At 66.3% G+C, this 13,366-nt stretch carries 11 protein-coding genes; 5 read left to right on the top strand and 6 right to left on the bottom strand.

Annotation, left to right across the window (positions count from 1 at the left end):
- Positions 1–139: 139 nt before the first annotated feature.
- Positions 140–1,192, bottom strand: a complete 1,053-nt coding sequence (locus LV28_RS28280) for a YeiH family protein (protein ID WP_023594354.1) — start codon at positions 1,190–1,192, stop codon at positions 140–142.
- A gap of 305 nt (positions 1,193–1,497) precedes the next feature.
- On the opposite strand from LV28_RS28280, the gene LV28_RS28275 reads away from it, so the two are divergent.
- The gene (locus tag LV28_RS28275; protein WP_038618702.1) at positions 1,498–2,154 is read left to right on the top strand and encodes a 2-hydroxychromene-2-carboxylate isomerase; all 657 of its coding nucleotides are present in this window, start codon (positions 1,498–1,500) and stop codon (positions 2,152–2,154) included.
- Positions 2,155–2,182: 28 nt separating this feature from the next.
- Here LV28_RS28275 and LV28_RS28270 read toward each other — a convergent pair whose 3' ends face one another.
- From LV28_RS28270 to yfiR, 4 genes are all read right to left on the bottom strand, one after another.
- Complete coding sequence (locus LV28_RS28270) at positions 2,183–3,445, bottom strand: SGNH/GDSL hydrolase family protein (protein WP_052408615.1); 1,263 nt, start codon at positions 3,443–3,445, stop codon at positions 2,183–2,185.
- A gap of 212 nt (positions 3,446–3,657) precedes the next feature.
- Positions 3,658–4,164, bottom strand: a complete 507-nt coding sequence (yfiB, locus tag LV28_RS49470) for an outer membrane lipoprotein YfiB (protein WP_038618705.1) — start codon at positions 4,162–4,164, stop codon at positions 3,658–3,660.
- Positions 4,165–4,316: 152 nt separating this feature from the next.
- Positions 4,317–5,555 carry a diguanylate cyclase DgcN/YfiN gene (dgcN, locus tag LV28_RS28260; RefSeq protein WP_023594350.1) on the bottom strand — a complete coding sequence of 413 codons (1,239 nt, stop codon included), beginning with the start codon at positions 5,553–5,555 and terminating at the stop codon, positions 4,317–4,319.
- Positions 5,556–5,767: 212 nt separating this feature from the next.
- Positions 5,768–6,340: a regulatory sequestration protein YfiR gene (gene yfiR, locus LV28_RS28255; protein WP_023594349.1), complete on the bottom strand. Its 573-nt coding sequence runs from the start codon at positions 6,338–6,340 to the stop codon at positions 5,768–5,770.
- Positions 6,341–6,805: 465 nt separating this feature from the next.
- Between yfiR and LV28_RS28250 the strand changes: the two genes are divergently transcribed.
- The 4 genes from LV28_RS28250 (at position 6,806) to bcaP (ending at position 12,849) form a co-directional block, all read left to right on the top strand.
- Positions 6,806–8,527 (top strand): putative bifunctional diguanylate cyclase/phosphodiesterase, encoded by a 1,722-nt coding sequence (locus LV28_RS28250; RefSeq protein ID WP_023594348.1) that lies wholly within the window; start codon positions 6,806–6,808, stop codon positions 8,525–8,527.
- Between the two features lie 142 nt (positions 8,528–8,669).
- Positions 8,670–9,776 carry an S-(hydroxymethyl)glutathione dehydrogenase/class III alcohol dehydrogenase gene (locus LV28_RS28245; RefSeq protein WP_038618708.1) on the top strand — a complete coding sequence of 369 codons (1,107 nt, stop codon included), beginning with the start codon at positions 8,670–8,672 and terminating at the stop codon, positions 9,774–9,776.
- Positions 9,777–9,974: 198 nt separating this feature from the next.
- On the top strand, positions 9,975–10,739 hold the full coding sequence (locus LV28_RS28240; RefSeq protein WP_038618711.1) for an SH3 domain-containing protein: 765 nt from the start codon (positions 9,975–9,977) through the stop codon (positions 10,737–10,739).
- Between the two features lie 694 nt (positions 10,740–11,433).
- Complete coding sequence (gene bcaP, locus LV28_RS28235) at positions 11,434–12,849, top strand: branched-chain amino acid transporter BcaP (protein WP_023594345.1); 1,416 nt, start codon at positions 11,434–11,436, stop codon at positions 12,847–12,849.
- 33 nt (positions 12,850–12,882) lie between these two features.
- On the opposite strand, the gene LV28_RS28230 is transcribed toward bcaP, so the two are convergent.
- Entirely contained in the window at positions 12,883–13,176 is a 294-nt protein-coding gene (locus tag LV28_RS28230; RefSeq protein WP_023594344.1) for a hypothetical protein, read from the bottom strand.
- Positions 13,177–13,366 lie beyond the last annotated feature (190 nt).

Genomic DNA, 13,366 nt, shown 5'->3' with positions numbered 1-13,366 from the left:
GCCTAAAGTTGCCGCCTGAAATTGCCGTCCCAAAAGGACTTCACGGACGACCGATGGCCGTCCGTGATTGCATTCTAGGTGACGAAACCCGGCTTGCCCGCCGGGTCTGCCCTTAGTGCTGGCACCGGATGGGTGCGTCTCAGAGCTGTCCCATCACCAGTTGCACGGCCAGGCTGCTCACCGACACGGCAGCCCACACGCCGAGTCCCAGGAGGATGGGACGCACCCCGGTGGAAGCCATGCGACGCAGGTTCGACGACAGACCGATGGCCGTGAGCGCAACGATGATCAGGAACTCCGCGGCGTCGTGAATCCACGGTTGCAGCGCGCTCGGTACCAGCCCAGCCGTACGGACACCCGAGGCGATCAGGAAGCCGAGGATGAACCACGGAAAGATGCGGGCGAGGCTGAAGTTGCCGGCGCCGGAGCGCTTGGCGCGATAGGCCACGATCGCGGCGAGCGTCAGGCAGATCGGGATGATCAGCGTGGCACGGGTGAGCTTGACGATCGTTGCGTAGTCGCCGGCCGCCTTGCTGTAACTGTACCCGGCCGCCACCACCGACGACGTATCGTTGATTGCCGTGCCCGCCCACATGCCGAAACCCAGGTCGGACAGATGCAACACGTGACCGAGCACCGGGAACAGCAACACGGCCGCGATATTGAACAGGAAGATGGTCGAGATGGCGAACGCGGTCTCGTGATCGTCCGGCTTGACGATCGGCGTGACGGCCGCGATCGCCGATCCACCGCAGATGGCCGTACCCACGCCGATGAGCAACTTGAGCTTGTCGCCCACGCCGAGCAAACGTCCCAGCCCCCAGGCCGACAACCCCGCGGCGGTGATCGTCACCGCCGTGACGGCGAGCGACTCGAGCCCCGTGTGCGCGACCTGCGAGAGGCTCAGGCCAAAGCCGAGCGCGATGATGGACCACTGCAGCACGTACTTCGACGCAAACTTGATGCCCGCCTCGTATCGGGCCCCCGGCGCAAACAGGTTGCGCACGAGAATGCCCAGCAGGATGCCGAACACCGGACCGCCGACGAGCGGCATCTGGCGACCGAGCAACAACGCCACGAAAGCGATGACCGTCGAGAGAATCAAACCGGCCCACGGGTTGTGCCGATCCGGCACCAGTGTATCGGGACGGCTGGCCGTGGCAGAGCGTTCGGTGTGGGTTTTTGTTGTCATTGCAGGCACTCCTGTGGAATGACTGCAAGTCTAAAAACTCCGCTTCAATAATAAAAATCGTTATATCGGATAAGAAACATCAAAAAATCCGATATTTACACGACCCTCACGTAAATATTTGAATTCACGCCATTTTTTGCTTTGCGACCGCGCAGGCCGCACGAGGGCCGTGCCTGCCCGCCCGCTACACTGTTGCAGATCATCGAGAAGCATCCCTGGAGGTGCCCCCTTCAGCGTCACGAGAGGCGGCAAGGCTGTCGCCTAAGCGGACGCGTTCAAACATCGCCTTATCGGAGACCGTCCTCATGTCGCAAGCTGCTCCCGCCCGCCGGGCACAGTGGTATTTCGATTTCGCCTCGCCCTTCGCATACTTGCAGCTCCAGCGCTTCGGCACGCTACCCGCCACGCTGACGATCGAATACAAACCGATCGTGCTGGGCGCGATACTCGCGCACGTGCAGACGCAGGGGCCGGCGGAGATTCCCGCCAAGCGCGTCTTCACTTATCGCATGGCGCAATTCCGGGCCGAGCAGGACGGCATTGCGTTTCGCATGCCCCCGGTGCATCCGTTCCATCCGATCCGTGTGTTGCGCCTAGCCGTGGCGCTCGGCGCGACGCACGAGGTCGTGCAAACGATTTTCCGGTTCATCTGGGCGGAAGGGCGCGACGTCACCGATGTGCAGGCGTGGCAAGTCCTCAGCGAACGCCTCGGGCTCTCTCCCGACGAGGCCATCGAGAAGGCAGACGCCCTGGCCGTGAAAACGGCCTTGCGCGAGAACACCGAAAGCGCCATCGCGGCGGGCGTGTTCGGCGTACCCACATTTGCCTGCGACGGCGCGCTGTATTGGGGAGACGATGCGACCGAAATGTTCCGCCACTGCCTCGAACATCCGGAGTGGCTGCGATCGCCCGAGGTTGCACGCCTGCAGGAGATCACGGTCGGCGTGCGGCGCGAGCGCTGACGCCCTCCCCCGCCCACCCCGACCGACGCTACTTCTGGGGGCCGAGCACCAGCGGCAGCGGCACGGCATCCGCCATCGCGGCATATCCGGCATCGCTCGGATGCGTGCCGTCGCCGCTGTCCAGACTCGGCTGCATGCGCGTGGGCTGCGCCGGGTCGCGCAGCGCCGCGTCGAAATCGATCACGCCATCAAAGGCGCCGCTCGTGCGTACCCACTGATTGACGGCTTCCCGGACCGCTTCGCGCTCGGGCGGTAATTTTCCCGGCGGGATGGTGGTGCCGAGGATACGTACGTGCTTCGCGTGCGCGGCGGCGATCAGCGCCTGATAGCCGGCGATCATTTCCGGGGCGGTCACGATCACGTGCGGTACGTCGCAGTCGAGTCCGGCGTGCGGCGGCACGTAGCCGAAGTTGATGTCGTTGATACCGATCTGCACCACGACCGTGCGCACGCCCGGTTGCTCCAGCGCATCGCGGCGAAAGCGCGTCAGCAGCCGCTCGCCGTAACACGCCGAATCGTGCAGCAGGCGATTGCCGCTGATGCCGAGATTGAGCACCGCGACATCGCGGCGCCCGGCTGCTTCCAGACGCCGCGCCAGGACGTCCGGCCAGCGCCGGTTGGCATTGAGCGTGCTGCGCATGCCGTCAGTGATCGAATCGCCGATGGCAACGATGGCATGCGCCGGCACGTCGGGCACCACGCTGAGTCCCGACAGCCACACGGTATTGGTAAAGCGCGTCGGAAACGCCGAGCCCTGCGCGGCATCGACGTAATTGCCGGTGCCGCTCAGGAACGCTGTCTGTTGCGCGATCTTGTGCCACGTTGTCGGTGCGCGCGCCTCCCGCGTGAACAGGCTGACCGCCAGCGGTGTGCCGGCGCGGACGGTGAACGCCAACGGGTCGCTTTCCACCGACGCCCCCGGCGCGATCGTGGCGTCCGGTCTGCCGCCGAACGTCAGCGCGCGCAGGCTCGCGGCATCGACGTCCGCACCGCGCATGGTCACCGCGAGACTTGCCGCCCCGATCTCCAGCGGTTGCGCGCCGAACGTGTTCGAAAATCGCACGCGTACCTCGTTGCCCGACAGCGTCGGATGAACGATCTGGCGCACGGTTCGGCCACCGGCGGCCGGCGCCCGATTGAACGAAGGCGCCGCGGGATGCTGCGCGACTGCCTGGGGCGCCGTCGCCCAGGTGCCGACGCGCGCAGGCTGCGCGAGCGCAGACGACAACGCGCCGCCCGTCAGGAAAGCGAGCCACGCGAGGTTCAGGAAAACACGTAATGCACGATGCATTCGGGGTGAGCCGTCAGCTGAGGAAGCGCAGTGGATCGGAAACGTTGAGGCAACCGGGCACTAGCCGGTGAGGGGGCTAGCCGCTTGCGGGCATGCCCCGAAATTGCCGTCATTTTGCCTGATTGTGATCGCGCGCCGCGCGAGACGTTCCCCACGGGCGGCGTCGGCGTAACGCGAGCGTCTTGTCACGACCGCGCAGCAAGTCGTGACCGTCAGCGCGTCGAGATCACGATGGCCACGCGGCGGTTCTGTGCGCGGCCGGCCGGGGTGCTGTTGTCGGCCACCGGATTGCGCTTGCCGGCGCCGATCGACTGGATGCCGTTGCGCTTCAGGCCCGCGTCGACGAGCACGTCAGCCACCGCGTCTGCCCGGCGCGCCGACAACTGCTCGTTATACGTATCGCTGCCGACCGAGTCGGTGTAGCCGTAGACGCGAACCGCGTCGAGCCCCACCTTCACGAGCGTGCCGCCGATGCGCAGCACCGTCTGGCGAGCGGCGTCGCGCAACACGAATTTGTCGGTATCGAAGAGCACTGTGTCGGACAGCCCGAATTCCCAGCCTTCGTCGGTCTGGACAAACCCCTCGGACTTGAGCGCGGCGATCTGCTCGGCCGTCAGTCCGTGAACGGGCGTCGTCTGGCAGCCGGCGAGCGCACCGAACGTCAGCAGGAAGACGAGGGAAAGCAGGCGGCGAATGGCGCGCGTGAGGCGAGCCGACACGACGTGGCGCGGCGTTGCCGAAGCCGGCGTTGGCGCAAGAGCGCGCAGACTGTTTGTATCAACAGCGAAGTCCAAAGCGAATCCCCATGGCAGTAGATGGTCCGGTCGTCATTTCTGGTTTTGTCGTTGCAGCTAAGGTGTTGCGCGCCGCCTTATTCCTTGGGGCTTTCCGCAACATGCCAGGTGCCCACACCGGCACGCTTGGCCTGGTACATCGCCGCATCCGCCGCGCGCAGCAACGCGGAGGCGTCGCTCGCGTGCGTCGGGTACAGCGCCACGCCGATACTCATCGACGTGACGACTTCGCCGCCACCGGGCAGCGCAATCGGTTTTTCCATCGCGGCCAGCAGACTCTGCGCCAGACGCACGGCATTGGATGTCTGACGCACGCCCGGCAGCATCACGGCGAACTCATCGCCGCCCAGGCGCGCCACCAGATCGCCTTCGCGCAACGGCTGGCGCAGCCTTTCGGCGATCGCCACAAGCACGGCATCGCCCGCGTCATGGCCCAACTGGTCGTTGATTTCCTTGAAGCGGTCGCTGTCGAGGTACAACAGCGCGACATGCGTGCCGAGCTCACTGGCGTCCACCAGCGCCTGCGACAGCCGCGATTCGAAGTACGCCCGGTTCGGCAGTCCCGTGAGCGGATCATGGTTCGCCTGATGGGCGAGTGTCGCGTTCTGCGCGCGCAGGTGGCTCTGCCAGCCTTCGAATTCGTCGAGCAACGCGTTGAAGTCGTCGCCCAGTTCCTTCAGTTCCGCGAGCGGCGTGGCCGCCACGCGCTGGTGGAAGGCACGCTCCCGGCGCACCGCGTGGGCCACTTCGGCCAGCGCCCGCAGCGGCTTGACGATGTCGTGGTGCATTCGCTTGGCCAGCAGGTTCGCCACGGCGAAGGTGACCAGCAGGCAGGCGAGCACGCCGCCAATGCCGCTGATCAGGAACAGGAAGAACTGATGGCCCTGTCCCTGCACCTCGATACGGCCCACGTCCTTGCCGTCATGACGAATCGGCGACGTCACCGGACCGGGCAGCGCGATGTCGGCCACGACACGCTCGACCCGGGCGAGAGTACCACCGTCCGCGCGACGCCACAGTGCAAACTGGTTGTCTTGGGCGTCGAGCACCCGTACCTGCACCACATCCTCGTCGTTCGCGATCAGCGCGATCGCCTCCTGCGCCGCCACACGGTCGCCGAACACCACGGCGGCTTCCGCCGTGTAGGCAAGCGACCTGCCGATGAGCTGAAGGTTGTTCTCCGCGTAACTGCGCAGGGCAAGCCATGCCACAAGCGAGAGCGAAACGGCTGCCAGCACGACCGCCGAGACCGCCAGGCGCAGGTGTGTACGTCGCAGCAAGCCTTGCAACGACGGGCGTCGGCGACGCCGGCCCATCGTGCCCGTCGTGGCGGGCGGCCCCGCCGGGTGGCGTGGCGGCGCCGCGGGCTGGGAAGCGGACGGAGGCGAGTGCGTCGTGGACGCCGAGGTTGCCTGAGCCCCGGTACCGGTCGAATACTGGTCCGGCGCCGTGGTCTGGGGTGAAAGCAATCCGGCCACGGCACTACCGGCGCCGGGCGGTGGCGGGTGGGTTGGGGGGAGTCGGGTCGTCATGGTGTCCCCGGCTTTCGTGCCAGCTTCAGCACGTTGGGGTGGACACGTACGCCGCTGCGCGCGACGGTGTCGAGGTTGATGTCGAAGGTCACCCGGTCGGCATCGACGTTCAGACAGAACATCGTCCCGGAGGTGCATGAGTCATTGCGTTCGCTGATCGTCAACACGGGATGGCCCGCGATGTTGACCAGCAACTGCCGGCGCTCGCTGTCGCCGATCGTGCCGAGATACAACGCGTCGCACAACGAACCAATCGCGGGCTCGGCGGCGGACAGACGGCGCGCCTCGACCGGCAGACCGCTCGCGGGCAGCGGTCCGGCAAGCAGATCGCGCGCATATTCGGTGTTGCCGCTCACGCACAGGCGCACCTTGGCGGGCGGCGTCGGCCACCGGGTGAAACTGATGATGCCCAGCACCACCTGACGCACGTTGGCCTCGCGCACGTCCCCGGTCGCACTGCCCTTGTCGCCAGGGGCACCGGCCTCCGGCGTCTGCGCATGGGCGATGCCATACCAGACGCAGCACGCGAGCCACAGGCAGAGCGCCAGCGCGTGCCGATGACGAGGCATCCGGCGCGCTCGCCAGAGGCCTGTTGCCATACCGCTCGTCGATGTCCGCACGCAATGCAACGCCGTCTTCCTTTTCCTGAAACGTCTTTGGTCCTGAGGTACCGTAAGTGTCCCGCGCGACGGATCTCACCGCATCCCGCCCAGGTCAGGGCGAATCATACCGAAGGGCTTCGACTCAGGCCACCGGCAATCGATGCATCGTGCGGCTCGGCACTGCGGTTCCTCGTTACTGACTTCCCTTGCAGCATGCGCGAGAAGGCGCGTTTTCGAAAGCGCTTTCGACCCCGCGTTTTCCCTTGCACGCACACGTTCGCAACGTGGCAGAATAACCATCATAACCGCTTGAAAATCAAAAGAAATCTGGCGAGTCGATCGCTCGATTTTCGAGATAATAATCGCGACGCCAGGGAGGTGTTGCATGACGTTCCTGAACGCCGGCCAGACCGGCATTCGGGAGGTGCGGGCATGAACGATCCCGTGCCTCGTCGGGTACCCGACGTACAAGCCGAGTTGAGCCGCGCGGCGCTCGACAGTGCGCCCTATGCCATGTTCGTCTGCACCGACGACGGCATGCTCGAGCGCATGAACGCCGCGTTCACGCGCCTGACGGGCTATGGAAGCCGCGAACTGGTGGGCAGGCGCAGCTTCCTCTCGCTACTCGACCCCACCGAACTGGCGCGCCGCCGCCTGCCTGCGCTCGCCAGCCTTTCGGCCAACGAAACAGTGCCGTACGACGACGAATGGCACTTGCTCACGCACGTGCGCAGCTGGCTGCCCATTCGTCTGGCCCTGTCCTGCGTCGAACATGCCCCCGGCGAGCGGCGCTGGGTGGGCATCGTGCTCGACCTGTCGCAACAGGTTCAGGTCGCGTCGCGCCTCTGGTACGTCACGCACCACGACCCGGTCACGCGCCTGCCCAACCAGACATTGCTCAACGAACGGCTCGAACTGGCGATTCACCGTTGTGCGCGACAGCAGGTGGGGCTTACGGTGCTGCTCCTCGAACTCGACCATCTGCGCAAGCTGCACAGCACCTTCGGCGCCCCGGCCGCCGAGCTGGCGTTGCGCATCGCCGCGGAGCGTCTGCGCGAAGCCACCGGCCCGGAGGACGCCCTCGCCTGCCTGGGCGGCAGCCAGTTCGTCATCGTCACGAATGAAACGGGTGACGGTGCGCGTCTGCTCGCCTCGCGCATCCAGTCCCGGCTCGCCCAGTGGGTCGACGTCGAGCAAAGTGCGGTGGCGCTCGACGCGAGTATCGGCGCCGTGAGCTATCCCGAACACGGCCACACCCCCGAGGCGCTGTTGCGGCGCGCCCACGTGGCACTGGGCATCGCCAGCGCCGCGGGCGGCGGACTGCGCTTCTTCAGCAGCGAGATGGACGCGCAGGCGAGGCGGCGCAACGCGCTGGAGGGCCTGTTGCGGGCGGCGGTTCACGAGCGCACGCATTCGCAATTGCATCTCGTCTACCAGCCGCAGGTCAGTCTCTCGGACGGCGAGATCCGTCACGCCGAAACGTTGCTTCGCTGGCGCCACCCGACGCTGGGCGCCATCGGGCCGGCCGAGTTCGTACCGATTGCCGAGACATCCGGCCTGATCCTGACGTTGGGCGAGTGGGTGATGCAAACCGCCTGTCGCGAGGCCAGCCGGCTGCTGCGCCGATGTGGCCGGTTGCCGCGCATTTCCGTGAACGTGTCGGCGCAGCAGTTCGCCCGGCAGGATGTGGTAGGCATGGTCGAACGTGCGCTCAAGGCCCACGCACTGGAGCCGCGCCACCTGGAAATCGAGATCACGGAAACGGTGCTGCTCGGCGATTCGAGCGCCGCGCTGGGCGGACTGCGCTCGTTGCACGACATGGGCGTGGAGATCGCCGTCGACGACTTCGGCACGGGCTACGCGAGCCTCGCCTACCTGACCCGCTTCCCTGTCGACCGCCTGAAGATCGACCGCACGTTCGTGCGCGACATGCTCACGCACGCGCCGAGTCACGCCATCGTGAACGCGGTCATCGCCATGGCGCACTCGCTCGGCCTTCGCGTTACCGCCGAAGGCGTGGAGACCCAGGCGCAGGCGCAGCGTCTCACCGAACTGGGCTGCGACGAGGCACAGGGCTTCTGGTTCGCCCGCCCGGTCGAGATGCAGGGGTTCTATCACATCGTCGCGCCGCTGGGCAGCGGAGCCCGGCGATAACCCGCCGCGCCCCGCGATTCCTGCGCCCGGCCCCGCTATTTCCGACGGCATGGCCTGTCAAGACTCGCGCGCGCCCTGAGAACGCGGTATGGTACGTCGCGAAGGGACTCCCCCGAACGTCGTTGCAACGAGGAATATCGCCATGAAAACCAAAGCCGCCATTGCCTGGGAAGCGGGCAAACCCCTGACCATCGAGGAAGTCGATCTGGAAGGGCCGCGCGCCGGCGAGGTGCTGATCGAGGTCAAGGCCACCGGCATCTGCCATACGGACTACTACACACTCTCGGGCGCCGATCCCGAGGGGATTTTCCCCGCCATTCTCGGCCATGAAGGCGCGGGCGTGATCGTCGACGTCGGCCCCGGCGTTACCACGCTCAAGAAGGACGATCACGTCATTCCCCTGTACACGCCCGAATGCCGCCAGTGCAAGTTCTGCCTGTCGCGCAAGACCAACCTCTGCCAGGCGATCCGCAGCACGCAGGGTCGCGGCCTGATGCCCGACGCCACGTCGCGCTTCTCGCTCGACGGCAAGCCCATCTTCCACTACATGGGCACCTCCACATTCTCGAACTACATCGTCGTGCCCGAGATCGCCGTGGCGAAAGTGCGCTCGGACGCACCGTTCGACAAGGTCTGCTACATCGGCTGCGGCGTGACGACCGGCGTGGGCGCCGTCGTCTATTCGGCGAAGGTCGAGGCGGGTGCCAACGTCGTGGTGTTCGGCCTGGGCGGCATTGGCCTGAACGTGATCCAGGGCGCAAAGATGGTCGGCGCCGACAAGATCATCGGCGTCGACATCAATCCGGGCCGCGTGGAACTCGCGAAGAAGTTCGGTATGACGCACTTCCTCAACCCGAACGACGTCGAGAACGTGGTCGATGCCATCGTGCAGCTGACCGACGGCGGCGCAGACTATTCGTTCGAGTGCATCGGCAACGTGACGACCATGCGCCAGGCGCTCGAGTGCTGCCACAAGGGCTGGGGCCAGTCGTTCATCATCGGCGTGGCCGCCGCCGGGCAGGAGATCAGCACGCGCCCGTTCCAACTGGTCACGGGCCGCGAGTGGAAGGGCTCGGCCTTCGGCGGCGCCCGGGGGCGCACGGACGTGCCGAAGATCGTCGACTGGTACATGGAAGGCAAGATCAACATCGACGATCTCATCACGCACACGCTGCGACTGGACCAGATCAACGAAGGCTTCGATCTGATGAAGCGCGGCGAATCGATCCGCTCGGTCGTGCTGTACTGATCGCGACGGCGGTCGCATCGACCCGATGTCGCCATGGCGTAACGAAATAAAACAATTCCGTCCGGTTTCGTTACGCATTACCGCAAACCAAAGCGCGAGGCGACCGGTCGAACCGACATGCGGTGGATGCCGGCCGGTCGCGGCCGGTGCCCATGATTCGGCCATGGTCTGGCCGTGGTTCGAACAAGGGAGACGACAATGAAGCGATGGACCTTACCGCTCGCGCTCGCGGGCGTCGCCTCGCTCGCTGCGCTGGCAGTTCCCGGCACCGCGCTGGCGCAGTCTGGACAGGCGGTGATCAATTCGTCGGCCAACGTGCGCGCGGGCCCGGCCAGCGACTATCCGATCGTCGCGCAGGCCGCACCGGGCATGCCGGTCACCGTCTACGGCTGCCTGTCCGACTATTCGTGGTGCGACATCGGCCTGCCCGGCACGCGCGGCTGGATTTATGCCGCGCTGCTCAGCTATCCGTATCAGGGCAATCCGGTGCCCATCCTCAACTACGGCCCGATGATCGGCCTGCCCATCATCACGTTTTCCATCGGCTCGTACTGGGGCAACTATTACCGCAATCGGCCGTGGTACCACGACCGGCGCTACTGGAACCGGCCACCGCCGGGACCGCGTCCGCCGCACTGGGGCGGACCCGGGCCACGCCCGCCGGGCCACTATCCCGGCCCGGCACCCCGGCCGCCAGGCGGACACTATCCGGGCCCGGGACCGCGGCCGCCGCATTGGAATGGTTCGGGCAATCGCCCCCCCGGGCACGGCGCGGGCCCGGGTTCGCGGCCTCCCGGACACGGCGCAGGCCCCGGCCCTCGCCCACCCGGTCATGGGGCGGGCCCCGGCCCGCGCCCGCCGGGAGGCGGTAACCACGGGCCCGGTTCCCGCCCGCCCGGTGGTGGCGGACATGGCGGTGGGCATGGCGGGGGGCGCCCGCCGGGCGGTGGCGGCGACCGCTGATCGCTTTCGGGCATTCGCGCCGATCGGCCGCCGCGAGGGCGTCAGCGGCCTTGGTGTCCCCGGGGCCCCCTCATGCCCCCGACGCCCTGGGTATGCTTATGACCCCGAATTCAGCAGCTCCTGAACGCGGTCCGCAAAAAACGCTTAAAATGTGAGCAATTCCGGCCAGGCGGTGGCGCCGATCAGGCGCCGATGGCCGGACCGCAGGACAGCGAGCCCATGCCCGCACCACGCCCGACGCGTGTGCGGGCTTCTCACATTGAAGACCAGGCGCCTGCTCCCGATTCCGGCTTCGGCATCGGACAGGGCCTTCAGCCGACCGTTCTCCGGTCTGCCATGGCGACCGTCGCAACGGCCACGGCAGTCCGGCAGGATCCTCCGTCAGTCTCCATCGTGTTCGTCCCGCCCCGGCGTGCTTGCCGCACGTCGCGGCCGTCCATTGCCCAACGCCATGCCGTCGCCGGCCGCGTCCCCGCGCACGTCGACCACGGCCGGAGGCTGTGCGCATGCACGGCGGCGCGTACGCAACGACGTGGTTCGTGAAGCCCTGCGGCGATCCGCCAGGCATGGGAACGAACGGCCACAAGCCCGGGTGCCCTTGCAGCCAGGTCGCGGGACATGTCTCCCGTGGAATTCCCGATGGCGCGCGCCGCGCGAGCGCCAGGGCATACGTTGCAGGAACCTTCAGCAGGTCATGAGTCTTTTTCGAACCAAAAACATCGAGAACATGCTGGTCGCCGGCCGCACCGGCAGTCTCAAGAAAGTGCTGGGCCCCGTCGATCTGGTCCTGATGGGCATCGGCGCCATCATCGGCACCGGCATTTTCGTTCTGACGGGCACCGGTGCCCTCACGGCCGGCCCCGCCCTCACCCTCTCGTTCATCATCGCGGCCATGGCGTGTGGCTTCGCCGCCCTGTGCTACGCGGAGTTCGCGTCGACGATCCCCGTCTCCGGATCGATTTACACGTACAGCTACGCCACGCTCGGCGAAATCGTGGCGTGGATCATCGGTTGGGATCTGATGCTCGAGTACGGACTGGCGTCGTCGGCCGTTTCAGTCGGCTGGTCGGGCTACTTCCAGTCGCTGGCCGCCGGGTTCGGCCTGCATCTGCCCGCCGCCATTACGGCGGCGCCGGGCAGCGTGCCGGGCGTGACGACCTTCATCAACCTGCCGGCCGTCGTCATCATGCTGCTCATCACGTGGGTGTTGTCGTATGGCGTGCGCGAATCCGCACGCATCAACAACCTGATGGTGGCGATCAAGATCGGCGTCGTGCTGCTGTTCATCGCCGTGGGCGTGTGGCACGTGAAGCCCGCCAACTGGACGCCGTTCATGCCGTTCGGCACCAGCGGCATGTTCAACGCCGCCGCGCTCGTGTTCTTCGCCTTCATCGGCTTCGACGCCGTCACGTCGGCTGCCGAGGAGGTTCGCAATCCCGCTCGCGACCTGCCCGTCGGCATCATCGGCTCGCTTATCGTCTGCACGGTGCTGTACGTGGCGGTTGCCGCCATCATGACCGGCATCGTGCCGTTCGCGCATTTCGCGGGCGTCGATCATCCGGTTTCTCTGGCGCTGCAATACGCCGGACAGAACTGGGTCGCCGGCTTCGTCGACCTGGGCGCGATTCTCGGCATGACGACCGTGATTCTCGTGATGACTTACGGCCAGACGCGCATCACCTACGCCATGTCGCGCGACGGCCTGCTGCCGCCGATGCTCTCGAGTATCCATCCGACGCACAAGACCCCGTTCGCCGGCACCTGGATCATTGGCGTGATTTTTGCCGTCATTGCCGGCTTCGTGCCGCTGGGCGTGCTTGCCGAGCTGATCAATATCGGCACCTTGTCGGCTTTCACGCTGGTGTCGGTCGCCGTGCTGGTATTGCGCCGCACACGCCCGGACTTGCCGCGCGCATTTCGCGTGCCCGGCGCGCCCGTCGTGCCGCTCATTTCGGCGGGCCTGTGCCTGTTCCTCATGGCGCATCTGCAGGCCACCACGTGGATCGCTTTCGGCGTGTGGCTCGTGATCGGCATGGTGATCTATTTCACCTACGCCCGTCGTAACGCCGTGCTCCACACGAGCCAGCAGGAAAGCGGCGCGCGGACCTGACTTCCGTCAGCGCCCATGCCCGAGGAAAATGGCTCAGCCGAGATGCCGGTTGAGCCACACGGCGCCGTAGCCGAGCGCGAACATCGTGAGCAGCAGCGGCACCGAAATGCGCAGCACCTGGATCACGAGCGGACGCGGCGGCAGATCCTCATCTTCGGGCATGCGCCCCGCCTCATGCAGGGCACCGGTGCACAACGCCGCCGCCGCCGCGCTCGCGAACACCCAGAACGTCTGGTTGTAGAGCAACGCGACGAGCAACAGCACCAACGCCACATTGCGGCCGTGATAGATCAGATTGACGGTAGTACGAAAGGCTTGCGGCGACATGTCGGGTCAGCGTGCGAGGCGACGGTCAGGCCGCACCGGCACGAAAAATTATTGTTATCGGTCCGCGCTCGAGCGCTCGCCGGCCTTCGGTCGTCCCATGGCGACTCGGGTTGCGGTCCCGCGCGCTCGATAGCAGCCAGAGCTTAATCAGTCTTTACGGCTTTTGCCACCGCAGTCTTTAATGATTGTC

Origin of the sequence: Pandoraea pnomenusa (assembly GCF_000767615.3) — a bacterium.
Lineage (GTDB): Bacteria > Pseudomonadota > Gammaproteobacteria > Burkholderiales > Burkholderiaceae > Pandoraea > Pandoraea pnomenusa.
This window is presented reverse-complemented; position numbering and strand designations above follow the sequence as displayed.

Coding starts and splice junctions, on each gene's coding strand:
- yfiR (WP_023594349.1), bottom strand. CDS start 6,340: ATGCCTCGTCATCGGCACGCGCTGGCGCTCTGCCTGTGGCTCGCGTGC.
- LV28_RS28230 (WP_023594344.1), bottom strand. CDS start 13,176: ATGTCGCCGCAAGCCTTTCGTACTACCGTCAATCTGATCTATCACGGC.
- bcaP (WP_023594345.1), top strand. CDS start 11,434: ATGAGTCTTTTTCGAACCAAAAACATCGAGAACATGCTGGTCGCCGGC.
- LV28_RS28240 (WP_038618711.1), top strand. CDS start 9,975: ATGAAGCGATGGACCTTACCGCTCGCGCTCGCGGGCGTCGCCTCGCTC.
- dgcN (WP_023594350.1), bottom strand. CDS start 5,555: ATGGGCCGGCGTCGCCGACGCCCGTCGTTGCAAGGCTTGCTGCGACGT.
- LV28_RS28250 (WP_023594348.1), top strand. CDS start 6,806: ATGAACGATCCCGTGCCTCGTCGGGTACCCGACGTACAAGCCGAGTTG.
- LV28_RS28245 (WP_038618708.1), top strand. CDS start 8,670: ATGAAAACCAAAGCCGCCATTGCCTGGGAAGCGGGCAAACCCCTGACC.
- LV28_RS28270 (WP_052408615.1), bottom strand. CDS start 3,445: ATGCATCGTGCATTACGTGTTTTCCTGAACCTCGCGTGGCTCGCTTTC.
- LV28_RS28275 (WP_038618702.1), top strand. CDS start 1,498: ATGTCGCAAGCTGCTCCCGCCCGCCGGGCACAGTGGTATTTCGATTTC.
- LV28_RS28280 (WP_023594354.1), bottom strand. CDS start 1,192: ATGACAACAAAAACCCACACCGAACGCTCTGCCACGGCCAGCCGTCCC.